This is a genomic window from Streptomyces sp. NPDC017202 (assembly GCF_044331705.1).
In the GTDB taxonomy this organism is placed as follows: Bacteria; Actinomycetota; Actinomycetes; order Streptomycetales; family Streptomycetaceae; genus Streptomyces.
In genome coordinates this window covers 237,623-263,450 of sequence record NZ_JBIRNP010000011.1, presented here as the reverse complement: position 1 = coordinate 263,450, position 25,828 = coordinate 237,623, and the positions used below count along the sequence as shown (strand labels likewise).

At 73.4% G+C, this 25,828-nt stretch carries 24 protein-coding genes; 8 read left to right on the top strand and 16 right to left on the bottom strand.

Features of this window, described 5'->3' with window-relative positions:
- A partial coding sequence (locus tag ACH4N1_RS22775) for a maltotransferase domain-containing protein (RefSeq protein WP_398099561.1) occupies positions 1-896 on the bottom strand: 896 nt, incomplete at its 3' end.
- Between the two features lie 72 nt (positions 897-968).
- A complete protein-coding gene (locus tag ACH4N1_RS22770; protein ID WP_382786271.1) occupies positions 969-1,265 on the bottom strand; it encodes a DUF5133 domain-containing protein in 297 nt (98 codons plus the stop codon).
- 294 nt (positions 1,266-1,559) lie between these two features.
- Here ACH4N1_RS22770 and ACH4N1_RS22765 point away from each other — a divergent pair, with 294 nt between their 5' ends.
- Together ACH4N1_RS22765 and glgX are read left to right on the top strand one after the other, a co-directional pair.
- Positions 1,560-2,069, top strand: a complete 510-nt coding sequence (locus ACH4N1_RS22765; protein ID WP_398099559.1) for a pep a2 — start codon at positions 1,560-1,562, stop codon at positions 2,067-2,069.
- Between the two features lie 26 nt (positions 2,070-2,095).
- The gene (glgX, locus tag ACH4N1_RS22760) at positions 2,096-4,213 is read left to right on the top strand and encodes a glycogen debranching protein GlgX (RefSeq protein WP_398099557.1); all 2,118 of its coding nucleotides are present in this window, start codon (positions 2,096-2,098) and stop codon (positions 4,211-4,213) included.
- A 16-nt stretch (positions 4,214-4,229) separates the two neighbouring features.
- Here the strand turns inward: glgX and ACH4N1_RS22755 are convergent, their stop codons facing one another.
- Entirely contained in the window at positions 4,230-5,036 is an 807-nt protein-coding gene (locus tag ACH4N1_RS22755) for a VOC family protein (protein ID WP_398099555.1), read from the bottom strand.
- Positions 5,037-5,563: 527 nt separating this feature from the next.
- Positions 5,564-6,355, bottom strand: coding sequence for a SigB/SigF/SigG family RNA polymerase sigma factor (locus ACH4N1_RS22750; protein ID WP_398099553.1), 792 nt, complete (start codon positions 6,353-6,355; stop codon positions 5,564-5,566).
- A 508-nt stretch (positions 6,356-6,863) separates the two neighbouring features.
- Between ACH4N1_RS22750 and ACH4N1_RS22745 the strand changes: the two genes are divergently transcribed.
- Complete coding sequence (locus tag ACH4N1_RS22745; RefSeq protein ID WP_398099551.1) at positions 6,864-7,382, top strand: hypothetical protein; 519 nt, start codon at positions 6,864-6,866, stop codon at positions 7,380-7,382.
- Between the two features lie 25 nt (positions 7,383-7,407).
- Here the strand turns inward: ACH4N1_RS22745 and hemC are convergent, their stop codons facing one another.
- The 3 genes from hemC to ACH4N1_RS22730 all read right to left on the bottom strand — a co-directional run bounded on the left by hemC (position 7,408) and on the right by ACH4N1_RS22730 (position 10,297).
- Positions 7,408-8,343 (bottom strand): hydroxymethylbilane synthase, encoded by a 936-nt coding sequence (gene hemC, locus ACH4N1_RS22740; protein ID WP_398099549.1) that lies wholly within the window; start codon positions 8,341-8,343, stop codon positions 7,408-7,410.
- Positions 8,344-8,504: 161 nt separating this feature from the next.
- Positions 8,505-9,281, bottom strand: coding sequence for an NPP1 family protein (locus ACH4N1_RS22735; RefSeq protein ID WP_398099547.1), 777 nt, complete (start codon positions 9,279-9,281; stop codon positions 8,505-8,507).
- A 323-nt stretch (positions 9,282-9,604) separates the two neighbouring features.
- The gene (locus ACH4N1_RS22730) at positions 9,605-10,297 is read right to left on the bottom strand and encodes a response regulator (RefSeq protein WP_398099545.1); all 693 of its coding nucleotides are present in this window, start codon (positions 10,295-10,297) and stop codon (positions 9,605-9,607) included.
- 327 nt (positions 10,298-10,624) lie between these two features.
- Between ACH4N1_RS22730 and ACH4N1_RS22725 the strand changes: the two genes are divergently transcribed.
- The 3 genes from ACH4N1_RS22725 (at position 10,625) to ACH4N1_RS22715 (ending at position 12,716) form a co-directional block, all read left to right on the top strand.
- Positions 10,625-11,014, top strand: a complete 390-nt coding sequence (locus ACH4N1_RS22725; protein WP_398099543.1) for a hypothetical protein — start codon at positions 10,625-10,627, stop codon at positions 11,012-11,014.
- Positions 11,011-11,481, top strand: a complete 471-nt coding sequence (locus ACH4N1_RS22720; RefSeq protein ID WP_382795870.1) for a peroxiredoxin — start codon at positions 11,011-11,013, stop codon at positions 11,479-11,481. Before ACH4N1_RS22725 ends, ACH4N1_RS22720 begins: the two co-directional genes overlap by 4 nt.
- A 158-nt stretch (positions 11,482-11,639) precedes the next feature.
- Positions 11,640-12,716: a TauD/TfdA dioxygenase family protein gene (locus ACH4N1_RS22715; RefSeq protein ID WP_398099541.1), complete on the top strand. Its 1,077-nt coding sequence runs from the start codon at positions 11,640-11,642 to the stop codon at positions 12,714-12,716.
- 51 nt (positions 12,717-12,767) lie between these two features.
- Here the strand turns inward: ACH4N1_RS22715 and ACH4N1_RS22710 are convergent, their stop codons facing one another.
- From ACH4N1_RS22710 to ACH4N1_RS22670, 9 genes are all read right to left on the bottom strand, one after another.
- Complete coding sequence (locus ACH4N1_RS22710; RefSeq protein ID WP_398099539.1) at positions 12,768-13,796, bottom strand: LLM class flavin-dependent oxidoreductase; 1,029 nt, start codon at positions 13,794-13,796, stop codon at positions 12,768-12,770.
- Between the two features lie 68 nt (positions 13,797-13,864).
- Positions 13,865-15,370 carry a metallophosphoesterase family protein gene (locus ACH4N1_RS22705; protein ID WP_398099537.1) on the bottom strand — a complete coding sequence of 502 codons (1,506 nt, stop codon included), beginning with the start codon at positions 15,368-15,370 and terminating at the stop codon, positions 13,865-13,867.
- A gap of 134 nt (positions 15,371-15,504) precedes the next feature.
- Positions 15,505-16,698: a glycoside hydrolase family 64 protein gene (locus ACH4N1_RS22700; protein ID WP_398099535.1), complete on the bottom strand. Its 1,194-nt coding sequence runs from the start codon at positions 16,696-16,698 to the stop codon at positions 15,505-15,507.
- A gap of 163 nt (positions 16,699-16,861) precedes the next feature.
- Positions 16,862-17,767 (bottom strand): class I SAM-dependent methyltransferase, encoded by a 906-nt coding sequence (locus ACH4N1_RS22695; protein WP_398099533.1) that lies wholly within the window; start codon positions 17,765-17,767, stop codon positions 16,862-16,864.
- Positions 17,768-17,847: 80 nt separating this feature from the next.
- Positions 17,848-18,954 (bottom strand): NAD(P)-dependent alcohol dehydrogenase, encoded by a 1,107-nt coding sequence (locus ACH4N1_RS22690; RefSeq protein WP_398099531.1) that lies wholly within the window; start codon positions 18,952-18,954, stop codon positions 17,848-17,850.
- Complete coding sequence (locus tag ACH4N1_RS22685) at positions 18,951-20,360, bottom strand: aldehyde dehydrogenase family protein (RefSeq protein WP_398099529.1); 1,410 nt, start codon at positions 20,358-20,360, stop codon at positions 18,951-18,953. Before ACH4N1_RS22685 ends, ACH4N1_RS22690 begins: the two co-directional genes overlap by 4 nt.
- An 8-nt stretch (positions 20,361-20,368) precedes the next feature.
- Positions 20,369-21,124: a (5-formylfuran-3-yl)methyl phosphate synthase gene (locus ACH4N1_RS22680; protein WP_398099527.1), complete on the bottom strand. Its 756-nt coding sequence runs from the start codon at positions 21,122-21,124 to the stop codon at positions 20,369-20,371.
- A gap of 709 nt (positions 21,125-21,833) precedes the next feature.
- Complete coding sequence (locus ACH4N1_RS22675) at positions 21,834-22,589, bottom strand: dienelactone hydrolase family protein (protein WP_398099525.1); 756 nt, start codon at positions 22,587-22,589, stop codon at positions 21,834-21,836.
- A gap of 136 nt (positions 22,590-22,725) precedes the next feature.
- Complete coding sequence (locus ACH4N1_RS22670) at positions 22,726-23,346, bottom strand: L-threonylcarbamoyladenylate synthase (RefSeq protein WP_398099523.1); 621 nt, start codon at positions 23,344-23,346, stop codon at positions 22,726-22,728.
- Positions 23,347-23,422: 76 nt separating this feature from the next.
- On the opposite strand from ACH4N1_RS22670, the gene ACH4N1_RS22665 reads away from it, so the two are divergent.
- Both ACH4N1_RS22665 and ACH4N1_RS22660 read left to right on the top strand, forming a co-directional pair.
- Positions 23,423-23,896 (top strand): MarR family winged helix-turn-helix transcriptional regulator, encoded by a 474-nt coding sequence (locus ACH4N1_RS22665; protein WP_398099521.1) that lies wholly within the window; start codon positions 23,423-23,425, stop codon positions 23,894-23,896.
- Between the two features lie 281 nt (positions 23,897-24,177).
- Positions 24,178-25,770: an MFS transporter gene (locus ACH4N1_RS22660; RefSeq protein WP_398099519.1), complete on the top strand. Its 1,593-nt coding sequence runs from the start codon at positions 24,178-24,180 to the stop codon at positions 25,768-25,770.
- Positions 25,771-25,828 lie beyond the last annotated feature (58 nt).

Genomic DNA, 25,828 nt, shown 5'->3' with positions numbered 1-25,828 from the left:
GCCCGCTGCACGAACCAGTCGAAGTCCTCGATCGTGCCCAGCTCCGGGTGCACCGCGTCGTGGCCGCCCTCCGGCGAGCCGATCGCCCACGGCACCCCCACGTCCTCGGGGCCGGGATCGAGGGTGTTGTTGCGGCCCTTGCGGAACGTCGTGCCGATCGGATGGACCGGCGGCAGGTAGACCACGTCGAAGCCCATCGCGGCGATCGCCGGCAACCGCCGCGCGGCCGTGCGGAACGTACCGTGCGGACACTCCGGAGTCCCCTCCGAACGCGGGAAGAACTCGTACCAGGAGCCGTACAACGCCCGCTCCCGCTCCACCAGCAGGGGCATGGCGGCACTCGCGGAGACGAGCTCCCGGAAGGGGTGGCGGGCCAGGACCTCGTCCACCTCGGGATCCAGCGCCGCCGCGTACCGCTCGGCCACCGGGAGCGAGTCGTCGAGCAGCCTGCGCGCCGCCTCCCGCACCACGGTCCGCGCCGGACCGCGCGGCACCCGGGCCGCCGCGCGCTCGTAGAGGTGCCCGCCCTCCTCCAGGACCAGCCCCGTGTCGATGTCCGCGGGAATCTTGATCTCCGCGTGCCGGCGCCAGGTCGTGACGGGATCGCTCCAGGCCTCCACGGTGTACGTCCAGCGGCCCACCTCGTCGAGCGTCACCTCGGCACCCCAGCGGTCGGTGCCCGGCGCGAGTTCACGCATCGGCGTCCACGGTCCACGGCGGCCGTCCGGGTCCTTGAGGACCACGTTCGCGCCGATGGCGTCGTGGCCCTCGCGGAACACCGTCGCGGTGATCTCGAACGTCTCGCCGCTCACGGACTTGGCCGGTCGCCGGCCGCACTCCACGCGCGGATGGACGTCCCGCACCGGGATACGGCCGATCGCTCTGGTGGACCTCACGCTGCACCTCCGCTGTACTGAAAAAGGTTTCTGTCGCCCGCTGTTGGTGCCCCGGCCGAAGCGGCCGGGGCGTTACCGGTCCGCCGCCAGACGCAGCGTCGGCCGGGTCGTCGCGAGCCGCGCGACGCCGTTCCTGCGGATCGCCCCGCCGCGCAGGAGGCGGGTGTCCGCGCCCGCGCGCAGGTACTGCTCCGCGGCGTCCGCGGCCTCCCGCGCGCAACGCTTGCCCATCAGCACGCACAGGGTGTATCCGCAGTCCTCGAAGGTGGCCCGCACCGCGCGGTCGCCCGGGCGCGCGAGCATCACGCGTTCCCAGGCGCGGTAGCTGCGCAGACGCCTGGCGACTTCGGTCTTCGCTGGTAGCAGCATGGCGCTGTTCACCTTCCGGGAGTTCGAGAGGTACGTCGCCCCGCGGCGAGCGGGTCGGCCATGTAAGCAGAGGTGCGAAACCGTCAAACCTCCCGAGGCCTTCACTTATGGTGCACGGCCCACCACCCAACGTCCTGTTGGATCTTGTTCGTGGTGCGCTCGTGTTGCACGAATGGCGTAGCAGCCCCACTGTGGTTGTGACTCAGGAGCGATCCATGCTCACGCTTCGTGTTCGGGGCTCGGCCCGCCGGGCCGAGAAGGAGCGGAGCCTCGCCGGTGAGGAGACGAACGACGATGAAGACCGCAGTTCCCTGCTACTACCACCTCGACGTGGACGTGAGCCCGGACCGGGTCCGGCAGGTCAGGCGCATCCTGGCCGCACACCTGCGGTACTGGGACCTCGAAACGCTCGTCGAGCCCGTCTGCGGCGGGACCGAGATGCTGCTCAGCGCCATCGACGAGCACGCCACGGACAAGCACACCTCCGTCGAGCTGTGGTGGAACGGCCAGCACCTGATCACGGCGGTCGGCGGCGACGACCGGGACCTGCGCCCGGACCAGGACCTGCGCGCCTGCCTCGAGAGCATCGCCGCCATGAGCGACGGCTGGGGCTGCTGCTCCACCGACACCGGCAGCAAGGTCATCTGGTTCTCGCAGCGCGCCCGTGCCGGCGAGCGCGTCCCGCTCGTGCCGACCCTCCCCGAGCGGAACCTGCGCGAAATGCTCAAGGTGCCGCGCGAACTGCCGGTCGCGGCCCTCGCCGCCGCGGAACAGACGCACGGCGTCCTGGAGGGCGCCCGGTGACCTCCCGGCCGTACCGGAGTGCAGGGGTGCCCGCCTGGAGCGGGCGCCCCTACCCGCTGGGCGCCGACTTCGACGGGAACGGCACCAACTTCGCCCTGTTCAGCGAGGTCGCGCACCGCGTCGACCTCGTCCTCCTCGACGACGACGGCGGCAGCCGCGAGGTGCCGGTGACCGAGGCCGACGGCTTCGTCTGGCACGCCTACCTGCCCGGCGTCGGCCCCGGACAGCGCTACGGCTACCGGGTCCACGGCCCCTGGGACCCGGCCGCCGGCCACCGCTGCAACCCGGCCAAGCTCCTCCTCGACCCCTACGCCCGAGCCGTCGACGGACAGATCGACAACCACGCCGCACTGTTCGAACGGGCCGGGGGGCGCCCCGACCCCGGGGACAGCGCCGGACACACCCTGCTCGGCGTGGTCACCGACCCGGCCTTCGACTGGGGCGGGGACCGGCCTCCGCAGCGTTCCTACGCCGACACGGTGATCTACGAGGCCCACGTGCGGGGCCTGACCCGCACCCACCCCGACGTCCCGCCCGAACTGCGCGGCACCTACGCCGGCCTCGCCCACCCCGCGGTCACCGGGCACCTCACCTCGCTGGGCGTGACCGCGATCGAGCTGATGCCCGTTCACCAGTACGTGCAGGACGGCGTCCTGACGGACCGGGGCCTGTCCAACTACTGGGGCTACAACACCATCGGCTTCTTCGCCCCGCACAACGCCTACGCCGCCCACGGCACCCGCGGCCGGCAGGTCGCCGAGTTCAAGGCGATGGTGAAGGAGCTGCACGCGGCCGGCCTCGAAGTCATCCTCGACGTCGTCTACAACCACACCGCCGAGGGCAACGAGAGGGGCCCCACCCTGTCCTTCCGCGGCATCGACAACGCCTCGTACTACCGCCTGGTCGACGGGGACTGGTCGCACTACTACGACACCACCGGCACCGGCAACAGCCTGCTGATGCGCCACCCCCACGTCCTACAGCTGATCATGGACTCGCTGCGGTACTGGGTGACCGAGATGCACGTCGACGGCTTCCGTTTCGACCTCGCGGCCACCCTGGCCCGGCAGTTCCACGAGGTGGACCGGCTCTCGGCGTTCTTCGACCTGATCCAGCAGGACCCGGTGATCAACCGCGTGAAGCTGATCGCCGAGCCGTGGGACGTCGGCGAGGGCGGCTACCATGTGGGCAACTTCCCGCCCCTGTGGTCGGAGTGGAACGGCCGCTACCGCGACGCCGTACGGGACTTCTGGCGAACCGAGCCGGGCTCGCTGGGCGAGTTCGCCTCCCGCCTGACCGGCTCCGCCGACCTGTACGCCCACAACCGGCGCCGCCCGCGCGCCAGCGTCAACTTCGTCACCGCGCACGACGGGTTCACCCTGCGTGACCTCGTCTCCTACAACGACAAGCACAACGAGGCCAACGGCGACGACAACGAGGACGGCGAGAGCGACAATCGGTCCTGGAACTGCGGGGCCGAGGGCGACACCGACGACCCGGCCGTGCTGGAACTGCGCGCCCGCCAGCAGCGCAACCTCCTCGCCACCCTGCTGCTGTCCCAGGGCATCCCGATGATCTGCCACGGCGACGAGATGGGCCGCACCCAGCGCGGCAACAACAACGCCTACTGCCAGGACAACGAGGTCTCCTGGATCGACTGGCGGCCGACCCGGGAACGGCGCGACCTCGTCGACTTCACCCGGCGTCTCATCGCCCTGCGCTCGGCCCACCCCGTGCTGCGGCGCCGCCGCTTCTTCCGCGGCGAGAACGTCACCCACGCCGGGCAGCCGCTGCCCGACCTGGTGTGGCTGCTGCCCGACGCCCGCGAGATGACCGACCGCGACTGGCAGCGCTCCGACGCGCACTGCGTGGGCGTGTTCCTGAACGGCGACGCCATCGCCGAACCCGACCCGCGCGGCCGGCCCGTCGTCGACGACTCGTTCCTGCTGCTGCTCAACAGCTACTGGGAGCCGGTCGTGTTCCGGCTGCCCGGTGCCGGGTACGGGGAGCGCTGGGCGGTCCGCGTCGACACGGTGGAACCGGACGGCGGCCCGGACGAGACGGAGTACAAGGCGGGCGCGGAGGTGACGGTGGAGGCCCGCGGCCTCATCGTGCTCTCGAGGCCGCCGCGCCGCTCGGAGTAGGCGGCCGCACGGGCGCTCAGTGGCCGCGGCGCGAGGTCACCGTGAACTGGGCGCCGTCGGGGTCGCGCAGTACGGCCTCGTCGGCGCCCTTGGCCAGCACGCTGCCGCCGTGCCGTTCGGCGTCCCGCGCGCAGGCCGCCACGTCCGGCACCGCGAAGTGGACCTGCCAGTGCGGCCGGATCGTCGGGTCGGGGGCCGCCTCCAGGGCGCCCGACTCGATCCGGGCCACGACGTCGCCCCGGCTGCGCAGCACCACCTCGCCGCCCTCGTAGTGCACCTCGCAGCAGCCCGGCCGGTCGCTCGCCCAGTCGAGGATCTCGCCGTAGAAGATGGCGGAGTCGAAGGCGTCACGGGTGTGCAGCCGGATGAACGCGGGGGCGGCCTGCCGCCAGGCCTCCCAGTTGCCGACCAGGGAGCCCTCCCAGACGCCGAAGGTCGCGCCGTCCCGGTCGGCCAGCAGCGCCGCCCGGCCCGGCGGCAGCGAGATCGGTCCGACGGCGACCGTGCCGCCCCGCTCCCGCGCGCGGGAGGCCGCCACGTCCGCGCTCGGCACGGCGAAGTACGGCGTCCAGGCCACCGCCATCTGCCACACCGAGGCGACGCCGGCGATGCCGGCCACGGGGACGCCGTTCACCAGGGCCGTGCGGAAGTGGTCGCCGAGGCTGCCCCGGCGCCAGTCCCACCCGAGGACGGCCCCGTAGAACCTCTGGGTGGCCTCCATGTCCCGACTGGTCAGGCTCACCCAGCAGGGCGCGCCGAACACGGAGTGCGTGGAGACGACCTCCGTCGCACCGGGGGCGGCATGAGAGCGGTGATGGTTCATGGCACTCGCGTTCCTGGTCGATCGGCGGCCTGCGGCATGCCACCAGTGTCCCGCCGGACCCTTCCACGGCGCCTGCCGAGCGGCCCGCCGGCACGACGGGGTGTGCGCCGAGTACCGGGCGGATCCCGTGGTGAAACGGACCGCGTCGTCGAACTGCGGCGGGAGGTCGGCCGGCCCGAGGACGCCGTGGTCTCGCACGCCGTGGCCTCGCACGCCGTGGTGGGCCGGGCGATCGGGGTGGTCGTCGGCCCGGGAGGGATGACGCCGGACGGGGGACGGACGGTGCTGGGGGGAAGTCTTCCGGCACACGGGCATCGAGCCGCGCGACGTCGCGGAGCCGAGCCCCCTCCGGGGCCGTGGCGGGCGGATGCCCGACGGGATCCGTGCGGAGCTGGAGGACGCGGTGGACCGTCACGGTCCCACCCGGACCCCCGGTGCGCCGCCGCCGGAGCGCCGCCCGCCGCAGTGACGTCCGGTCCGCGCCCGCTCCGCCGCCGGCGGCCGGAGTGCCGGGCGCGCGGGCCGCGTCAGTGGGGGCCGGCGGCGATCTCCTCGCGCAGCCGCTCGAAGCATCCGCTCAGCAGCCGGGAGACGTGCATCTGCGAGATGCCGAGCTGCTCGGCGATGCTGCTCTGGGTCATGCCGCCGAAGAAGCGCAGGTACAGGATGGTCCGCTCGCGTTCCGGCAGGGCCCGCAGGCACGGGGCGACGGCCACCCGGTCGAGGACGGCGTCGTACCCCGGGTCGGGGTCGCCCAGGGCGTCCTCCAGCGCGTAGCCGTCGGTGCCGGGCATCTCGGCCTCCAGCGACAGCGCGGAGAAGCACTCGAGTGCCTCCATGCCGGTGCGTACCTCGTCCTCGGTCAGCTGCGCGTACTCGGCGATCTCGGCGAGGGTGGGGGGCCGTCCCGACGTGGTCTGGGAGAGGTCCTTCGTGGCGTGCCGCACCCGGTTGCGCAGGTCCTGGACCCGGCGCGGGACGTGCAGCGTCCACATGTGGTCGCGGAAGTGGCGCTTGATCTCGCCGGTGACCGTCGGTACCGCGTAGGCCTCGAAGGCGCGGCCGCGGTCCGGGTCGTAGTGGTCGACGGCCTTGACGAGTCCGAGGGCCGCCACCTGGTAGAGGTCTTCGAGGGACTCGCCGCGCCCGCGGAAGCGGACGGCTATGCGTTCGGCCATGGGCAGCCAGAGGCGGACCAGTTCGTCGCGCAGCGACCGGCGTTCGGGGCCGTCGGGGAGCCGGGCGAGCCGGGCGAAGGCCTCGGCGGTGTCCGGTGCGTCGTCGTGGGGGTGCCGCTTGGTTCTGACGGTGGGACGCATCAGGCGTGCCTCCCTCAGGTGGGTGCCGGTGGATGGACGGACACCGTGGGAAGCACGCTCGCTCGGACCTTGGGGAGATCTCCCGGGGCCCGTCGGCGGGTTCCCACGGAGGTGCCTCCTGTCCGAAGCACTTCCGGGCTGATGCCCGTTCTGGGCGATCTAAAACAGATCATCCCATTTAGTGCGTTCGGGTGCACTTTCTCTCCCGTGCGGGCGGCCGTCGGCACCGGCCCCACCGGCCGGGAGAACGCCTTTCCCTCCACCCGTCTCCTCGCCGGGACGCGGGGGGAGACGTCGTCCCGGCCCTCGGCGCCGTCGGTCTTGTCCGCGACGTGATGTGCGGCACTCCCGCCGTGCCGTCCGCGCGGCCCGGAACGGGATTCTTCCTGCGCACGGCTTGATCACCGATCAAAAGGGGTGAAGGCCCTGGCCACACCGCATTCCGCTCATTTGACAGTGCGCTGAGCCCACGGATAGGAAGCAGCCCGTAGAAGTCGAGAGGTGGACTGTGTACGAGCCGAACGTGGTCGGGGACTGGCACGAGTACGACGAGCATGCCGGTCTGCGGGTCCGCGTCCACCGTCTGGAGCGGGCGGAGCCGCCCCGGGGACGCGACGACGCGGCCGAGGGGCTGACGTATTTCACCCTGCGGGTGACCGTCGAGAACCGCGGCGAGCAGAGCTTCGGCGTCCACCTGGAGGACGGGCAGATCGACGTGCGGATCGGCCCCGACGGCGAGAGCGCCTTCATCGACTGGCGCAACTCGCAGTTCATCGAGGGGTTCGACGTCTACCCGCTGCGCCGCGCCACCGCCGTGCTGTACGCCGCCGGGCCCGAGGCCGCGCTGGACCAGGTCGACGTGCAGATCCAGCTGCGCGTCGACGAGGAGTGGGCCGGGCGGCGGATGTGGGTCGGCGGCGTCGGCCTGCACGAGGGGGCCGCCGGGGCCCCCGCCGCGGTCCGCGACAGCCTGGCGCGCCAGGTGAGCAACTTCCTGCGCGACCAGGCCGAAGAGGGCACCGCCTGACGCCCCGCCCGACGCCCCGTCCCGCTCAGTGCGGGATGCCGTCGATGATCTCGCGGGCACCCTGACGCAGCAGCGCGACGGCCACCGACGTGCCGAGCGTGGCCGGGTCCAGGCGGCCCGCCCACTCGTGGGCGTTCAGCCGGGTCTTGCCGTCCGGGGTGAACACGCAGGCCCGCAACGAGAGTTCACCGCCGCGATGCACCTGCGCGAAGCCGGCGATGGGGCTGTTGCAGTGGCCCTGCAGGACGTGCAGGAACATCCGCTCGGCGGTGGCCTCCCGGTGGGTCGCGGGATCACCGAGCCCGCTGACCGCGTCGATCAGCTCGCTGTCGCCCGCACGGCACTGGAGGGCGAGGATGCCCGCGCCGATGGGCGGCATCATCGTCTCCGGCGAGAGGACCTCGCTGATCACGTCCGTCCGGCCGATGCGCTCCAGGCCCGACACCGCGAGCAGCAGCGCGTCCGCCTCGCCCGCCGCGAGTTTCGCCAGCCGCCGGTTGGCGTTGCCGCGGAACGGCACGCACTCCAGATGCGGGTGGCTGGTGGCCAGTTGGGCGACCCGGCGCACCGAGGAGGTGCCGATCCGGGTCCCCGCCGGGAGTTCGTCGAGGGTGAGGCCGCCCGGGTGCACGAGGGCGTCCCGGATGTCGTCCCGCTTCAGGAACGCCGCGAAGACCGTGCCGGCCGGGAGGGGCCGGTCCGCCGGGACGTCCTTGACGCAGTGCACCGCCAGATCGGCCTCGCCGGCCAGCAGGGCCGCGTCGACCTCCTTGGTGAACGCGCCCTTGCCCTCGACCTGGGACAGGTCCCCCAGCCACTTGTCGCCGGTGGTCCGCACGGGGACGACCTCGGTGCGCACACCGGGGTGCAGGTCGGTCAACTCCGTGCGGACGCGCTCCACCTGGGCCAGTGCCATGGGCGAGTCGCGGGAGACGATGCGGATCAGTTCCGGAACGGACATGCGGGACACGATAGACCCTCGGGAGGGCCGCCGGCAGATGCCCGGGGCGAAGCGCGTCCCGTCCCGGACGCGGGATCACGCCGGGAGCGGGCGCGCCGGTCCGGGGCCGGACCCGCGTCCCGCCCGGGTCCCGCGCCCCGGGACCGGCCCCGGTCACCGGGTCACGCGTACGCGTCGAAGGTGATCCCGGACGGCTTGGCCGAGTTGAGGTGGTTGCCGAAGCTGTCGTCCCTCAGGCCGAAGTGCGCACTTCCGAAGTCGTAGGCGGCCAGCTTCTCGCGCACGCCCGCCGGGTAACCGTTCCAGCCGACCAGCGGCGGGTACTGCCAGGTGCCCTTGTGGTTCTCCGGCGGTTCGTCGCCCGAGCCGGCGAGCCGGAAGCAGTGCGTGCTGATGCCGTCCTTGTGGTAGACGACCTTCGCGTGGGTGCCGTCGAAGCGGACGCCGGAGGCGGCGGTGACGGTGAACGAGCCGTGGTTGGACGTCGAGACGTACTTCACCGCGTCGTTCTGCACCCACACCACGACGTGCTCCCAGTCGTGCCGGTGCCCGCCGATGCTGGTACCCGCCAGCGCCTGGTCCTTCTCGAAGTACAGGCCGTACAGGTAGGCGCACCAGCCGTTGTTGCACTTGTAGCGGGAGTAGCTGTTGGTGTTGTCGAGGTCCGAGGCGTCACGGCAGTTGCCGTTGAGGGCGCCGGTCGGGTTGAGGCCGCCGTTGACGGTTCCGTCGGGGCCGATCGCGGGGGTCGAGTAGCAGCCGTCCGTGTCGTAGTCGAAGGCGGGCAGGTACGCGCGCTCGCCCGCTTCGGCGTTGGCCGGGAGGGCCGTGGGCGGGGCGGCGTGGGCGATCGTGGGGACGGCGACGACGAGCGCGGCGGCACCGGCGAGCCCGGTGAGCCACCTCCTGCGGTGCTTCTTGAACGTGGGTGACGACACTGCGTCCTCCTCAGGACCGGGCGCAGCCGAACGGCTGTGGGGGAAAAGGGAGTTCAGCTTCCCCGATCTTCAGTTCCGCGCCAAGGGGTCGCGGGCGTCCCGGTGGTGAAGCGCAGCCCAATAAATGGCTTCTGACACCATGTCAGCAAACTTGGGGGAAGCCCGGAGGTCGGCCGACGGCTCCTCGGGCGTCAGAGGGTCACCCCGCGCCGAACGGCACCAGGCGCACGAAGGCGGTCGCGGCGGCCCGTGCCGTCTTCACCGGCGCCCGGGCCGGACCCGCCCAGGAGCGGGGCAACCGGAAGCCGGCGCGGCCCCGCCGGTCAGAGGTGGCTGCCCGGCGGCAGCGGCGGGGCCTGGACCAGGCCCGTCTGGTAGGCGATGACGACCAGTTGGGCACGGTCGCGGGCACCCAGCTTGGTCATGGCGCGGTGGACGTGGGTGCGCACCGTCAGCGGGCTCACGAACAGCTTCTCGGCGATCTCGTCGTTGGAGTGGCCCTCGGCCACCCAGGCCATCACCTCGCGTTCGCGTGCGGTGAGCACGGACAGGTCGTCGGGCGCGGCGAGCCGGGCGCCCTCGGCGGGGGAGGTGAGGAAACGGGTGATCAGGGCGCGGGTGGCGAGCGGGGACAGCAGGGACTCGCCGGAGGCCACGGTGCGGATGCCGTCGAGGAGGGCGTCGGCGGTGACGTCCTTGCCGAGGAAGCCGCTCGCGCCGGAGCGCAGCGCGGCGGCGACGTACTCGTCGATCTCGAAGGTCGTCAGGATCAGCACGCGCGTGGCGGACAGGTCCGGGTCGGCGCAGACCGCGGCGGTGGCGGCGAGGCCGTCGGTGCCGGGCATGCGGATGTCCATCAGGACGACGTCCGGCCGGTGCTCGCGGGTCAGTCCGACCGCTTCGGCGCCGTCGGCGGCCTCGGCGACGACCTCCATGTCGTCGCAGGAGTCGATGAGGATCCGGAAGGTGGCCCGCAGCAGGGCCTGGTCGTCGGCGAGCAGTACGCGGATGGTCATGGGGTCCGTTCTCGGGGGCCGTGCCGCGGGCCGGCCGGGGCACCCGGCCGTGGTCCGGTGGGGGGTGCTCCCATGGTGACGGACGTGACGCCCCGTGTCGTCGTGCGGTCGCCGCACATCCGGCGTACTCGTTCCGCCGTACGGTCCGCCGCGCCCGTCCGCCGTGAGGGTGACTCCGGCCGGCCCGTCCGCGCGGGCCGCGAGGCGATCGGCCGGGGCACGGGCGGACGGCGGCCGACGGATCCCGCCCCGTGGGCCGGACCCCGCCGACGGAGCGGTCTCTACTCTCCGGTAATCTCGCGCGCCAGGCCGTCAGAGGAGAGAGCCGTGCCCCGGTCCCACCGTTCACCCCTGTTGCTCGCGGGCCTCCTGGCCTCCGCGGGCGTCGCCCACTTCGCCGCGCCGCGCACCTTCGACGCGATCGTGCCGCGCTCCCTGCCGGGTTCGCCACGGACCTGGACGTACGCGAGCGGCGCCGTCGAACTGGCCCTGGCCGCCGGTGTCGCCCTGCCCGCGACCCGCAGGAGGGCCGCGCTGGCGACGGCCGCGTTCTTCGCCGGCGTCTTCCCCGCCAACGTCAAGATGGCCGTGGACTGGCGCCACCGCCCGGCCCCGCTCAAGGCCGCCGCCTTCGGCCGGCTGCCCCTTCAGGTGCCCCTCGTGCTGTGGGCCCGCGACGTCGCACGGAACACGCGGAAGACGGAGGGAACCCCGTGAGCAAGGCACTCGAGACCGGTGACCTGGTCGAGGACTTCGCGCTGCCGGACGAGACCGGCACCGTCCGCAAGCTCACCGAACTGCTCGCCGAGGGACCCGTCGTCCTCTTCTTCTACCCCGCCGCCCTCACCGCCGGCTGCACCGCGGAGGCCTGTCACTTCCGCGACCTCGCCGCCGAGTTCGCCGCCGTCGGCGCGCGTCCCGTCGGCATCAGCGGCGACTCCGTCGACCGGCAGCAGGAGTTCGCCGGCCGCCACACGCTCGGCATGCCGCTGCTGTCCGACGCCGACGGCACCGTGCGGGAACGGTTCGGCGTGAAGCGCGGCTTCTCCCTGGCCCCCACCAAACGCGTCACCTTCGTCATCGGCCAGGACCGCACCGTCCTGGCGGCCGTCCGCAGTGAACTGCGGATGAACACCCACGCCGACCGCGCCCTGGAGGTGCTGCGCGCCCATCGCGCCCGATAGTCGTACGGGGCCGCGACGCCGCCGGGGCCCCGGCCCGTCCTCGGCTCGGCCCCGGGATCAACCGGAGGGGCGGGGACGGAGGCGCTGTCGTCACGGCGTCGATTCGCTGTCACGATCTTCGAGGAGCCGTACCGGCTGCGAGGACGAGCGGAGCGAGCATGACGACCGGGTTCGACAGCGAGGCGAGGGACGGGGCGGAGCACGTGGCGAGGGACGGGGCGCAGGGCACGGCAGGGGGCGCTCCGGCGCACACGACGGTGGTCGCGGCCCTCGACGAGGCGCTGGAGGAGGCCGTACGGGACGCCGGTCTGACGCTCCGGCCGGCCGCCGGGCACATCGGCGCCGACATCGACGGCGTCGACCTGGCCGACGGCCTCGGCGACGCACAGGTCGCCGCGATCAGGGCGGCGGTGCTGCGCTGGAAGGTGGTCTTCTTCCGCGGGCAGCGCCTGGACCACGCCGGGCACGTGGCGTTCGCCCGCCGGTTCGGCGAACCGGTCGTCCTGCCCCGGCGCGGCAGCGCCTCCCCGGCGGACTTCCCCGAGATCGAGACCACCGCCGACCGGCTGGAACTCGGCGGCCGGTTCGGCATGGAGCACGACGAATGGCTGCGGCGCCGCCGCCACACCCTGCTGCGCGGCTGGCACTGCGACCACGGCGCGCGCGTCGACCCGCCCGCCGCGACGATCCTGCGCGCCGAGACGGTCCCCCCGTACGGCGGTGACACCACCTGGTCCAACCTGGCCGCCGCCTACGCCGGCCTCTCCGCGCCCCTGCGCCGCTTCGCCGGGCAACTGCGCGCCGAACACCGCCTCGGCGTGGGCTACCAGCCCCGCCCCGGCGACGACGCCTACGTCCGTCACCTCCTCGACCACCAGGTCGCCTCCGTGCACCCGCTGGTACGGGTCCACCCCGAGACCGGCGAGCGGATCCTCAACGTCAACGGCTACTACGTCGAGCAGATCGCCGGCCTCTCCCGCGCGGAGAGCGCCGCGATCCTGGAGCTGCTGCTCGCGGAGGCGACCCGCCCCGAGTACACGGTGCGCTTCCGCTGGGAACCGGGCAGCGTGGCCTTCTGGGACAACCGCGCCACCATCCACCTCGCCCCGGCCGACAACGCCCACCTCGGCTTCCCGCGCACCATGCACCGCGTGATGCTCGCGGGAGACGTCCCGGTCGGCGTGGACGGCGAGCCGTCGCGACCGGTCACGGGGACGGAGCCGGGCCGCTGGTGAGGCCGCCGCCCGGCGGACACAGGGCGGCACCCGCCGGTACCGCGGCCGTTCTCAGCCGCCCGGCTTCCACCCCAGCGCCGGTCCCAGCGCGGTCGCCATGTCGGTGAGGATCTGTACGTAGTCCTCGTGGTCGAAGGCGAACGGGAGGGCGAAGGCGACCTCGTCGATCTCGCGGAACGCCGCGTGCGCGTGGAGGCGTTCGGCGAGTTCGGCGGAGGTGCCGACCAGGTCCGGGGCGAACAGCAGCCGGGCCGGGCCCTGCGGGGACGCGGTGCGCGGGAGGCGCTCGGCGGCGAACCGCTCGTACTTCGCGCGCTGCCGGGGCGTCGCGGAGTCGGTGGGGACGACGACGAGGCCCTGCGAGACGCGGGCCGCGTCCCCGTCGGGGTGCGCGGCGCGGAAGGCCCGCACCTGGGCGAGCTGGATGTCGGCGAAGCCGCGTGCCTCGTCGGGGCCCTCGGCCTTCACCACGCTGCTGGTGAGGAGGTTCACCCCGTTCTCCCCGGCCCACCGCGCCGAGCCGATGCTGCCGCCGCCGTACCACAGGCGACCGGCCAGGCCGGGGGAGTGCGGCTGCACACGGTCGGAGAACACCTCGAAGCCCTCGCTGCCGCGGAAACCGGTGGCGGGCTCGCCGCGCACCAGGTCGAGCAGCCGCCGCACCCTGCCGTACCCGAAGTCCTCGGCGTCGGCGGTGTCCGGGTACAGGGCCTGCCTGACCCGGTCGTAGTGCATCGGCGGGCCGACGCTCACCCCCGGATTGAGCCGGCCCCCCGACAGGACGTCGACGGTCGCGAGGTCCTCCGCCAGCCGCAGCGGGTTCTCCCAGCCCAGCGGGATCACCGCGGTCCCCAGCTCGATGCGGCTGGTGCGCTGCGAGGCGGCCGCCAGGACGGCCACGGGGGAGGAGATGCCGTACTGGAGGTGCCGGTGGCGCAGCCAGGCGCTGTCGAAGCCCAGCCGCTCGCCCAGCTCGATGATCTCCAGCGTGGTCTCGTGCCCGCGGCGCGGGTCGGCCTCGTCGAACAGGCCGATGGTGAGGAAGCCCAGCTTGCGCAGCGGGCGGGGGGCGGTCGGCATCGGGTCCTCCCTCGTCGACGGCGGGCACCGCGCGCACACCGTGCTCGGGTGATTGTCGCAGCAAGGGCTCAGGTCAGCGGGATGACGACCTCGTCCTCGACCGGCGGGTCGAGCTCCTGCGCGCGGTTGCCGGTGGCCGCGAAACACCGCAGCCGCACGCTCTCGGGGCTCACGTCCAGTCGCAGGAAGCACTTGAAGAACGGCGGGCTGTACGTCGCCGAACTCGGGGAGAACAGCGATGTGTAGATCTTGCGCACGGGCAGCCGGAACCGTGCCCCGCGGTCCGGCCGGCGGGCGGTGCCCAGCAGGGTGGCGACCAGCCGGATCCGCCGGGTGATCCGCACCGGACCGCCCGGGCCCCGGGTCGGCGCGATGCCCAGCCGCTCGGCGATCACCGCGGTCGCCTCGGCCTCGGTGATCCTGAACAACCGGCGCAGCCGCAGCCGTCGGCCGTACAGGCGGCTGTAGAAGGCGAGGGAGTCGCCGCGCAGCGGGTAACAGCGGAAGTCCGCCTCCGTGACCCCGGCCACGGCGACCCGCGGGATGGTGTGCGTGGCGTGCATGAACGCGCCGCCGCCGCCCGCGACGACGTACTGGAGCGTGCGGCCGTCCGCCAGGGGCACCGGGTAGCGCTGGTAGTTGTGGATGTCGCCGCCGATCGCCGCGACGAACCGGTGCGCGGGGTCGCGCACGATCTCGTCGACGGTGCCGCCGCCCTCGATCGGGCAGGGGTGGTGCTCGCCGTCCACGTACAGCGGCGAGCCGGTGACCAGGATCTTCGGGCGCGGCCCGCGCGCCACCTCCCGCAGCCAGGCGCCCTGTTCGGCGTCCAGGGTGCCGAGCAGGCCGGTGTCGATGCCGATGATCCGCACCGGTCCGGAGTCGATCGCCCAGTACGGGCCGGGCTGCACGGCCTGTTGGTCAGGGCGGCCCCGCAACGCCCTCGCCCCGTCGAGCCGTTCGCCGGCGCCGTGGCGCGGGCGGTGCCACAGCCGTGAGCGCAGCCAGGCCCGGCCGAACGGCCGGGGCGCGGGCTCCTCGGGCAGCGGCGGGGCGTCGCCGCAGAAGACCCGCATGAAGGCGCCGAGGTCCTCGTACCAGTCGTGGTTGCCGGGTATCGCGTAGATCGGCGCCCGGTAGTCGCGGTACGGGCGGAAGAACTTGCCGGCGTAGTCGTCCGCGCCGCCCACGGGATAGATGACGTCGCTGGCCAGGACGGCGAAGTCGGTGTCCTGACCCACTTTCAGGAAGCCGGGGACGACGGCGTACTGCGGGTCGTCGCCCTCGCCCGTGTCGCCGATCACCATGAAGGAGAAGCGGTCCGGGTCCGGGCGCCGGATCACCTTGTCCGCCGGCGCCCCGGCCGCCGCCCGCTGGGCCACCCACCGGCCGCGCGTACGGCCGGTGGGGTCCCCGAACCAGGACGCCAGGACGCCGTTGCGCGCGGCCCACAGCATCCTGGGGTCCAGCCACGAGATCCTGCGGACCTCGGCGGGCATCAACTGCTTGTAGGTGCCGGGGTCGTCGGCGCCCCAGCCGGCGCCTTCGGCGGTATCGCGTGAGGAGTCGGACACCGGTGCACCGTAACAACGGTCCCGGGCGGGGCGGTCGGGAGGGTGACCGGGTCCGGCCTCCGGGCGGACGTCCCGCACACGTGCTCCCTGCGCGTGCGGGACGTCGGCCGCCCCCGGTTCAGCGGGCCGCTCCCTCAGTTCAGCGGGTCGAGCGTCAGGTACGCCTGGAGCGGCGACCCGTCGTGCACGAGCGACTCGTGATGGCCGACGTCGTCGAAGGCGAACGCGTACGCCTTCCCGTCGGCCATCTGCGCGTGGATCGCGCGGGCGTAGTGGTCGGTCACCGCGTCCTGGTAGAAGCCCGCCGACGTGGTGTCCGGCTGGTTCGCGTTGACCAGCAGGGTGGACCGGTGGAACCCGGCGCACAGGGTGCGGGAGATCGGCCCGCGCACGGCGTCGTTGGGGGCGTCCAGCAGGCGGTGGCAGCCGAACACGCTGTCCGCGTCGGGCTTCTGGAAGCTGGTGACCACGGCGCCCGACCCGTTGGTGAAGTTCATGACGCCGCCGGAGACCCGGCCGTAGTACTTCGTGCCCGGCTGGTCCGCGAACGGGGTCACCGTCAGCGTCGAGGTCGCGTACTTCTGCCAGACGCGGTTGATGTAGTCGTCCAGCACGGTACGGGGCAGGGCCCCGGTCTCGATGCCGTACAACGGGGACAGGGCCCGCAGGACGGTGCCGTCGGAACGGGTCTGGATCAGGTTCGCCCAGCCGCCGGCCTGTCCGCGCAGGGCGTTGAAGAAGCCGTTGTAGCCGCCCGCCTTGAGGCGGCCGGTGCTCACCGTGCTCCCGTCGGCGCGCTGCACCCCGACCGAGTAGGGCGCGGAGAACATGTCGACCTGGGTGCTGTTGAGCCACAGCCCCGCGTCGTTGAGCGTGTACTCCGACCAGTTGAACAGGATGTTCCGGTTGGGGTCGCCGGGGTTCTGCACGGCCGGCTGCACGAGCCCGCCCGTGGTCAGCCTGAACACCAGCTTCTGGCCGTAGGAGAAGTAGATGCGGCCGGAGAACTTGGGGATCCGGATGGTGGCCGACTGCCCGGCCGCCGGGCCCGTGATCGAGGCGTCCGGCGCCGGAGTGGGCGGATTGCCGCCGGCGGGCCACGCGTGGAAGGTGCCGTTCGCGTCGGCCCAGCCCTGCTGACCCGTCGTCAGGAGGGTGCCGAGGTTGTAGACGTAGAGGGGTTCGCCCCGCCCCGAGTTGTTGGTGATCTTGAGCGGGACGGTGGCCGGGACGGCGGCCTGGGCCGGCGGTCCCAGGGTGAGCAACGTGCCGACGAGTGCGGCGGCTCCTGCCGCCGCCGCCAGCCGGGACCTGAGTGTGCGAAGCACTCTCCACCTCCGTGCGGGTAGGCCTGTGGGGTTGGTCCGTACCTGTTGAGAGCGCTCTCAAGATCGCATCAGCGTGTGAGCATGTCAATGACTGTGTGCGAGACGTGCACGAGATCCGCACGAAGGGGCGCCCGCGGCGAGCTCGCCGCGGGCGCTGCGGGTGTCATGGCCGGGGCTTGTGCGCGAACACCCACCGGTTCCCCTCCAGCGCGTCGTTCGGCTCGGGGAGGGGGCCGCGTCCGTGCCGGCGGGTGAAGTCGAAGGGGGTGTGCACCGAGGTGGACCAGCCCTTGGCAGCCAGATCGCCCGCGGAGTCGGGTCGTGGTCCCTTGTCGAAGAGGTGCAGCAGGTCGATGCCGATCCGTTCTCGTGTCGCCGTGTAGATCGCGCTGTCGCGGTACGCCAGCAGGTCCTTCTCCAGCTTGGCCTCGAACGCCAGCGCGCTGCCCTCGGCGCTCAGCCGGTCCACCGTGTCGACGAGGTACGTCTCGGCGCGGCCCGGCAGGTAGAAGAGCAGCCCCTCGGCCAGCCAGACGCTCGGTGCGGCAGGGTCGAAGCCGGCGGCGGTGAGCACCGCGACCCAGTCGGCGCGCAGGTCGACCGGTACGGGGACGCGCTTCACCTTCGGGTCGGCCGACAGGTCCGTGAGCACCCGGTGCTTGAACGCCAGCACGCCCGCCCTGTCGACCTCGAAGACCACGCAGTCGGACGGCCAGTCCAGCCGGAAGGCGCGGGTGTCCAACCCCGCGCCCAGCAGCACCACTTGGCGGGCGCCCGTGTGGACCGACCGGAGCAGGAAGTCGTCGAGGACCCTGGTCCGCAGGCCGAAGTAGCGGGCGAACCGCCCCCACAGCGGGTCGGCGTCCCCGTCCGGGACCTCCTCGATGCGCACCGGCCAGTGCGCGCACGCCGGGGCGGCGCGCACGAAGTGTTCCGCGTAGACGTCCTGGGCCAGGCTGTCGTGGCGGCGGGTCTCGATCGCCCGTGCCGCGGCGACCAGGAGGGCGGTCAGGCCCACGCCCGCGTCCACGCCGTCCCCGTCCGTGTGCTGCGACGCCGTGCCGGTCATGTTTCCTCCGTTGGCGGGAGTGGGGACTGTCGGGTGCCTGCTCGTCGAGTGCGCTGAGTTCGCGGTGCCGCACGTCCCGTTCACCGGCTTCTTCCCTCCGGGAGCAGGACGGGCTTGACCACACGGCCCGCCTCGCAGTCGCGTTCGGCCTCGTTGATGTCGCTCAGCGGATAGGTGCGGACCAGCTGGTCGAAGGGGAAGCGTCCGGCCTGCCACAGCCCGGTCAGCCGGGGTATCAGCAGTCCGGGTACGGCGTCCCCCTCGCAGATGTGGCGGATGCCGCGGCCCCTGTCCAGCGTGCCCGGTTCGAGCGGCAGCGCGGTGTGGAGCCGTGCCACCAGACCGAGGGTGCCGGTGGGGCGCAGTGCGTGGAGCGCGTCGTTGACGAGCGGGGGCCAGGCCGTGGTGTCCAGCGCGTACTGTGCGCCGCCGTCGGTCAGCCGCCGGATCCGCTCGGGCAGTCCGGCCGTCGCGGCGGGCAGCGGGACCGCACCGAACCGCTCGGCCAGGGCCAGCCGCCCGGGATGCCGATCGACGGCCACGGTCAGTACGCCGGCGGCGGTGGCCGCCATCACCGCGGCCAGACCCACCGCTCCCGCGCCGAAGACCGCGAGGGTGTCGCCGGGGCCGGCGCGGAAGGTGTTCAGCACGGCTCCGGCGCCGGTGAGGAAGCCGCAGCCGAGGGGTCCGAGCAGTTCGACGGGCAGGGCGGGGTCGACCCGGACGGCGTTGCGGGCCGGGACGAGCGCGTACCGGGCGAACGAGGACTGGCCGAACCACCGGGGGGCCAGTGCCTGCCCGGTCGCATCGGTGAGGCGCGGCGCGTCCTCCTCGCGTCCTCCGAAGAGGTTGAGGGAGGCGAAGGAGTCGCAGTGGGCGGGGGACGCGCCGCGGCAGTTCCGGCAGTGTCCGCAGGAGTCGAAGCTCAGCACGACGTGGTCGCCGACGCCGATCTCGGTGTCCGGGCCGCCGCCCGCGTGCACCACCACCCCCGCCCCCTCGTGGCCGAGCACCGCCGGCAGCGGGCTGCGACCGGCCGATCGCCGGACCGCGAGATCGGTCCGGCACATCCCGCACCCCGCGATCTCGACCAGGATCTCGCCGTCGGCGGGTTCCGTGCGCAGGGTCACCTCCTCGATCGCGAACGGGGCCTCGTGGGAGCGCAGTACGGCCGCCTGGAACCTCATCGTCGTTCCTCCCGCGGGCGGTGGACGACGAACGGCCGGAGGTTGCCGTAGAGCCCCCACGGTCCGCCCGCGACGCCGACACCACTGTTCTTGACGCCCGCGAAGGGCTGGGCGAGGGACAGTTCGGCGTGGTGGTTGATCCAGGCAGTGCCGCATTCGAGCCGGTCGGCCACCGCCTCGGCCCGGTCGAGATCGGTGCCCCACACGGAGCCGCCCAGTCCGAAGGCGGTGCCGTTGGCCGCGTCGACGGCCTCGTCGACGCTCCGGTACGGCAGCACCGGCAGGACCGGTCCGAACTGTTCCTCGGTCACCACGGGGCTGCCGGGCGGGACGTCGGTGAGGATCGTGGGAGCGAAGAAGTAGCCCGGCCGGTCCAGCCGCCGCCCGCCGGCCGCCGCCCGGGCACCGTCCGCCAGGGCCCGCTCCGTGACCTGCTCGACCCGGGCCAGCTGGGCGGCGTTGTTGACCGGGCCCAGCCGGGTGTCCGGGTCGAGGCCGGCCCCGACGGCGACGCTCCTCGCGCGCTGGGCGAGGGCTTCGACGACCTCGGCGTGCAGCCGGGCCGGGGCGTAGACGCGTTTGACCGCCATGCAGACCTGCTCGCAGTTGCGGAACGCGGCCCAGAACAGCCGGTCCGCGATCCGGTCCACCTCGACGTCGTCCAGCAGGACGGCGGCGTCGTTGCCGCCCAGTTCCAGGGTGACCCGGGCGAGCGAGGCGGCAGCCGCTTCGGCGACGGCCCGCCCGGTGGGCACCGAGCCGGTGAAGGTGACGTGGCGGATGCCCGGGTGGGAGGCGAGGCGGGCGCCGAGGGGTTCCTGGCCCGTGACGACGGTCAGTACGTCTTCGGGCAGGGCCGCGGCGAGGACGGAGCCGAGCAGCCGGGTGGCGAGAGGGGTGAACGGGGACGGTTTGAGGACCACGGTGTTGCCCGCCGCGAGCGCGGGCGCGAACTTCGCCGCCGCGAGCTGGAGGGGAAAGTTCCACGGCACGATCGCGGCGACGGGACCGAGGGACCGCCAGCGGATCTCGCTGTGCACGGGCCGGCCGTCGGTGATCCGCCGGGTTCTGGGGGCCAGGGCCGCGAAGTGGCGCAGGCGGGCCGCCGTACGGGCGACCTCCGCGGACGACTCGGCCAGGGGCTTGCCCTGTTCCCGGGTGAGCAGCCGGGCGAGGTCGTCGCCGGCCGTCTCCACGGCGTCGGCCGCCCCGCGCAACGCGACGGTGCGGGCGGCGGGATCGGCGCGCCAGCCGTGCCAGGCCCGGCGGGCCCGGTCGACCACGGCGTCCAACGCGTCCGGCCGCTGGTCGGGGGCCTCGTCGAAGGTCTCCCCGGTGGCCGGGTCGACGACGGCGAAACACGCGGCCCGGCGTCCGGGGGCGCGGTCGGGCTCGGAGGTCGGCATGCGGTCGGTCAGTTCACGGCGGGGACGCCGGCCGCGTGCTCCCGGGCCCGGCGGTCCATCTCCGCCCGGAAGGCGGCCACCAGGTGCGGCTGGATCCTTCCCGTCGTGCGATCGCCGCCCTCGCATACCGCTCCGCGCACGCCCACGATGTCCGTGCCGATACGGGTCAGCGGACCGAGGTCGGTCTGCCGGACACTGCCCGCGAGGGCGGCGAGCAGGCCGGCCGCGTGGGCCAGCCGGACGAACTCGGCGCAGACGTCCGGCGGAACGTGGTCGAACAGCCGTGTCCCGTCCTTGACGGCGGTGTCGAGCATGGCCGCGTCGGCGCCGGAGCGGGCGGCGATGTCGGGCAGGGCGAGCGGGTTGACGCAGCCGATCCGGTGGGCGTCGGCGTAGCCGGAGGCGACGACGAGCGCTTCGGGGCGGTGTTCCTTCACCGCCCGGACGACCGCGCGCATGACCTCGATGCCCTGATCGGGCGTCGTGCATCCGTAGAGACCGACCTTGATGTACGTGGCGCCCGAGACGACCGCGCCGAGCGCGGCCTGGGCCACCGTGCCGGGCTTGTACGGGACGTCTCCCACGGTGGCGGACACCGGTTTGTCCGCCGGGACCGCGTCGCGGATCTCTCTGATGACCCAGGGGAAGTTGGCGCCGAGCGAGCCCTCGTCGGGCTTCTTGACGTCGACGATGTCGAGGTGCTCCGCCGCCTTCGCGCAGTCGAGGGCCTCCTCGACACCGTCCGGGGAGATGAGAAGCAACACCGTGGGCTCCTTCCGCCGCACGTCCGCCTGGCCGAGGCACAGGGGTGCGGATCACCTGGTTCGTGTGCGGCGTGCTCATCATTTCCACCGCCCGTGGGCACCGGTAGAGCGTGTGGAGTTGTTCGTGAGGCGCTCGTGCCCGCGCCCGGTGCGCTGCGTGCACCGGCGTGAACCGGCCCCGCCGGTCGTCCGGCACGAGCCGGCTCGAGCCCTCGGCCGGCGTTCTTCACCGGCTTCCCGCCCGAGCGGCCGACCCGCTCCGGGGAGTGCCGTTCGCCGGCTGTCGAGCGGGTGCCGCCCGGGGCGTTCCTGTTCGTCGCACGGGGCCGGGCCCCGCCGGACTTTCGCGTACGCGACGGCACCCGGGACGGAGGCCGCAGCCGGCGGTGCAGAGGGCCGCGCGGCAGACGGACCGGCGTGCGGATCGCCCGCGGGGGGGGGCACCGGGGCCGGCTGACGACGAGGGCGCCGCCGAACGACGGGGGCGCCGTCGAAGTCGTCGAACGGGCGATGTCCCGGCTGTCCGGCCACCGCCGACCCGGCCCTCGCCGCCGGCGCCGTCCCCGCGGCCACCCGGCCTTTCCCGGTCCCGCCGGCGCCCCGCCGCTGCGGGCGGCTCGTCGGCCTCACCACGCAGGACACGGTCCGAGGCCGACGGAGCATGCGAAGGCGGCCGGAGCCGGCCGAGGCCGGTCGGAGTCCGCCGGAGTCAGAAGGTGCGCTCGAGCAGGTCCAGCAGCGCCGCCCAGTGCCGCTCGGAGGCCGCCTCCCGGTAGGCGGCGGTGTCGGCCTGGGTGAAGCCGTGGGGAGCGCCCTCGTAGACCTCGCAGCGGTGGCGGACACCGGCCGCCGTCAGGGCCTTCTCCAGTCGCTCCTGCTGCTCGGGCGGGAGCGAGGGGTCGCCGTCGGCGTGGCCGAAGTACAGCTCGGCGGTCACCCGGCCGGCCACCAGGTGCGGGCTGTCCGGCGCCTCGGTCGCCAGCCGCCCGCCGTGGAACCCGGCCGCCGCCGCGACCCGCTCGGGATGGGTGCCCGCGGTCAGCAGGGAGAGGCGGGCGCCCATGCAGTACCCGGTCACCGCCACCGGCCCCGCCGCCACCAGCGGGCTCTCGGCCAGCCAGCGCAGCCAGGCGCCGGCGTCCCGCATCGCCAGGTCGTCGGTCAGGGAGCGCATCACCGGGCCCAGCTTCTCGAAGATCTCCGGGCGGGCCGCCGGGTCGATGAAGTCGGGCATCTCCACGACGGGGCTGCGCCCGTGGCGGTGGAAGACGTTCGGCACCAGCACCGCGTACCCGGCCCCGGCCAGCCGGTCGGCCATCGCCCGCAGCTGAGGCCGTAGCCCGAAGGCGTCCTGGTACAGCAGCACACCCGGACGGGGCGCGTCGTCGACGGGGTGGGAGAAGTAGGCGTCCGCGACGCCGTCCCCGGTGGGGACGTCGACGGCTGTTCCCTGTACGGAGGTCATGCGGGGGTGCCTCTCTGCGCGGTTCACGGCGGGCGGTCGGCCGGTCCGGCGGCGGTCCGGCCCGCCGGTATCGTTGCATGAGCCATCGACATCGGCCGCGCCGGGACCCGGCGCCCCCGTCCCTGGCCGCCCGGGCCTACTCGAAGCGCGAGGCGTCGCCCGCTCCGTAGCGGATGATCTCCGCCTCGCCCCCCGAGAAGTCGATGACCGTGGTCGGCTCGGTGCCGCACTCCCCGGAGTCGAGCACCCCGTCCACGGAGTGGTCGAGCCGGTCCTTGATCTCCCAGCCCTGGGTCATCGGCTCCTCCTCGCCCGGCAGCAGCAGCGTGCTGGACAGCAGGGGTTCGCCGAGTTCGGTGAGCAGTGCCTGGGTGACGACATGGTCGGGGATGCGCACGCCCACCGTCTTCTTCTTCGGGTGCTGGAGCATGCGCGGCACCTCCTTCGTCGCCGGGAGGATGAAGGTGTAGCTGCCGGGCGTGGAGGCCTTGACCGCGCGGAACACGTCGTTGTCGACGTGCACGAACTGCCCGAGCTGCGCGAAGTCCTGGCAGACCAGGGTGAAGTGGTGCTTGTCGTCCAGTTCGCGGATGGCCCGGATCCGGTCGACGCCGTCCCGGCTGCCGATCCGGCAGCCGAGCGCGTAGCAGGAGTCCGTCGGGTACGCGATCAGCGCGTCCGCCCGGATGGCCGCCGCGACCTGGGCGATGGTGCGGGGCTGCGGGTTGTCGGGGTGAACGTCGTAGTACTTCGCCATTGGGGGAGCTTATGCCGTGCGGCGAGGGACCGGCCCTTTTTGACATGGGTATGAAGGGATACCTATCCTGGCTGTCATGTCCGACACCAGCGCGCCCTCCGGGGGCACCGACCGCACGGCCTCCGAGCTGGCGGCCTGCCTCCCTGCGCTGCACCGGGCCCTGGACCGCCGGGTGGGTTCCACCTACCCGCACCCCAAGCCGCCCGAGGGACAGCTCCTGCTGCTGCGGTTCGTCGCACAGCACGAGGGCGCCACCGTGCGCGAGGCCGCCGACGCCCTGCTGATGAAGCCCAACAACGTCAGCGCGCTGGTCTCCCAGATGACCGAGCGGGGCATGCTGGAGCGCCGCCAGGACGGCACCGACAAGCGCGTCGCCCACCTGTATCCGACGGCGACCTCCCGGCAGCGCCTCGCCGAGGTCCGCGACCTGGAGACCGGCTGTCTCTCCGAGGCCCTGCTCTGCCTCACCGACGGTGAGATGGACGCCCTCGGCTCCGCGATCGGCGCCCTCACCTCCCTGACGCGCCACCTGCACGCCGCCGCGCACTGAACCGGGGCAGGCCCGCCCGGCCTGTTCCCGGCCGGGCGGGCGGTGCCCGGTACCTCCGGCGCCGCGTCCCGGGGGCGCCGCCGTTCACGGGTGCCGCCCCCTGCGGTCGCCGCCCCCGTGGGCGTCCCGGTGGCCGGTGCCGCCGGTTCGGACGCCGCTCCTGACGGGTGCGCCCCCGGTGGGCGCCGTCCACCTCCCCGGCGCACCCGTCCCACCCTTCCGCGGAACCTCCGTCGCACCACCCCCGTCGCGCCATCCCCGTACACAGACAAGGCTCTCCCATGCCGTCCACCACCGTGGATCACTCCGGCGTGCCCGCGCCCGCCGCCGCGCGGCCGTCGGCCACCGGCCGCTTCCGCTCCAACCCCTGGCTCACCCTCTGCGCGGTCGCCTTCGGCCTGTTCATGGTCCAGCTGGACGCGTCCGTCGTCGCCATCGCCAATCCCGAGATCGGCCGCGACCTCCAGGCCTCCACCGCCGACCTCCAGTGGGTCACCAACTCCTATCTGCTGGCCCTGGCCGCCACCCTGATCCTCGGCGGCAAACTCGGCGACCGCTTCGGCCGGCGCACCTTCTACCTCGTCGGCGTCGCCGGCTTCGCCGTCTCCTCGGTCGCCATCGGACTGTCCGGCTCCATCACCGGCGTCATCGCCTTCCGCGCCCTCCAGGGCGTCTTCGGCGGCCTGCTCATGCCCAACACCCTGGGGCTGCTGCGGGCGGTGTTCCCGCCGAAGAAGTTCGGCATGGCCGTCGGCATCTGGGCCATGGTGTCCGCCGTCTCCACCGCCCTCGGCCCGATCGTGGGCGGCCTGCTCGTCGAGCACGTCGACTGGGAGTCGGTCTTCTACATCAACCTGCCCATCGGCGTCGTGGCGTTCGCCTTCAGCGCCCTCGTCCTGCCGCAGTCGCGGAACTCCACCGGACACCACCGCTTCGACGTCCCCGGCGTCCTGCTGCTCGCCGTCGGTCTGATCGTCCTCGTCCTCGGCGTCGTCAAGGGGGAGACCTGGGGCTGGACCTCCGCGGGCACCTGGGGCGCCCTCCTCGCCGGACTCCTCGTCCTCGCCGTCTTCGGCCGGTACGAGACCCGCGTCGAGCATCCGCTGCTGCCGATGCGTCTGTTCCGCAACCGCTCGCTGACCGTCGGCGCGGTCATCACCGCGCTCAACTTCTTCGTGCTGCTCGGCGCGATCTTCTTCATCATGCTGTACCTGCAGAACGTGCGCGGCTACACCCCCGTCGAGGCCGGTGTGCGCACCCTCCCGCTCAGCCTCGCCTCGCTGGTCGCCTCCCCCCTCGGCGCGGCCCTCACCGGCCGCTTCGGCGCCCGCTTCTGCATGCCGCTGGGCATGATCCTCCAGGCCGCCGCCTGCTTCGGCCTGCTCACCTGGTCCACGGACTCCTCGTACGCCACCATGTGGCCGCCGTTCGTCGCGCTCGGCCTCGGCGTCGGCATGGTGCTGGCCGCCTCCTCGGACGCCATCGTCGGCAACGCCCCGGTCCGGGACGGCGGGGTCGCGGGCGGCCTCCAGGCCACCACACTCCAGATCGGCGGCGCCCTCGGCACCTCCGTCCTGGTCTCCGTGATCAGTGCCGAGGCCGGCTCCACGCTCGGCGGCGAACTCACCCGGGCCGGGGTCCCCGCGGCCACGGCCGCCAGGCTCGAAGAAGCCAAGGACGCGGTCGCCATGGGCGTCGCCCCGGTCTCCGGGAACATGCCGGAGCAGCTGCGGGCGGCCGTGGTCGAAGGCAGCGGCCAGGCCTTCATGAACGGCCTGCACACGGCCTCCCTGGTCACGGGCCTGCTGTGCCTGGTCGGCGCGGTACTGGCCGCCGCGGGCCTGGGCGGCAGGTCCTCCGCCTCCGCCCACTGACACGACCGCACCCGCCTCGATCCGCCCCGCGCCGTACCGGCGGGGCGGATCGAGGCGC

Bases quoted from the DNA above. Each gene is read 5' to 3' on its own strand.
- hemC (WP_398099549.1), bottom strand. From the start codon at position 8,343: ATGTCCGTTCCGGAACTGATCCGCATCGTCTCCCGCGACTCGCCCATG.
- ACH4N1_RS22770 (WP_382786271.1), bottom strand. From the start codon at position 1,265: ATGCTGCTACCAGCGAAGACCGAAGTCGCCAGGCGTCTGCGCAGCTAC.
- ACH4N1_RS22730 (WP_398099545.1), bottom strand. From the start codon at position 10,297: ATGACCATCCGCGTACTGCTCGCCGACGACCAGGCCCTGCTGCGGGCC.
- ACH4N1_RS22695 (WP_398099533.1), bottom strand. From the start codon at position 17,767: ATGACCGGCACGGCGTCGCAGCACACGGACGGGGACGGCGTGGACGCG.
- ACH4N1_RS22690 (WP_398099531.1), bottom strand. From the start codon at position 18,954: ATGAGGTTCCAGGCGGCCGTACTGCGCTCCCACGAGGCCCCGTTCGCG.
- ACH4N1_RS22665 (WP_398099521.1), top strand. From the start codon at position 23,423: ATGTCCGACACCAGCGCGCCCTCCGGGGGCACCGACCGCACGGCCTCC.
- ACH4N1_RS22670 (WP_398099523.1), bottom strand. From the start codon at position 23,346: ATGGCGAAGTACTACGACGTTCACCCCGACAACCCGCAGCCCCGCACC.
- ACH4N1_RS22765 (WP_398099559.1), top strand. From the start codon at position 1,560: ATGAAGACCGCAGTTCCCTGCTACTACCACCTCGACGTGGACGTGAGC.
- ACH4N1_RS22750 (WP_398099553.1), bottom strand. From the start codon at position 6,355: ATGCGTCCCACCGTCAGAACCAAGCGGCACCCCCACGACGACGCACCG.
- ACH4N1_RS22715 (WP_398099541.1), top strand. From the start codon at position 11,640: ATGACGACCGGGTTCGACAGCGAGGCGAGGGACGGGGCGGAGCACGTG.
- ACH4N1_RS22685 (WP_398099529.1), bottom strand. From the start codon at position 20,360: ATGCCGACCTCCGAGCCCGACCGCGCCCCCGGACGCCGGGCCGCGTGT.
- ACH4N1_RS22755 (WP_398099555.1), bottom strand. From the start codon at position 5,036: ATGAACCATCACCGCTCTCATGCCGCCCCCGGTGCGACGGAGGTCGTC.
- ACH4N1_RS22710 (WP_398099539.1), bottom strand. From the start codon at position 13,796: ATGCCGACCGCCCCCCGCCCGCTGCGCAAGCTGGGCTTCCTCACCATC.
- ACH4N1_RS22675 (WP_398099525.1), bottom strand. From the start codon at position 22,589: ATGACCTCCGTACAGGGAACAGCCGTCGACGTCCCCACCGGGGACGGC.
- ACH4N1_RS22660 (WP_398099519.1), top strand. From the start codon at position 24,178: ATGCCGTCCACCACCGTGGATCACTCCGGCGTGCCCGCGCCCGCCGCC.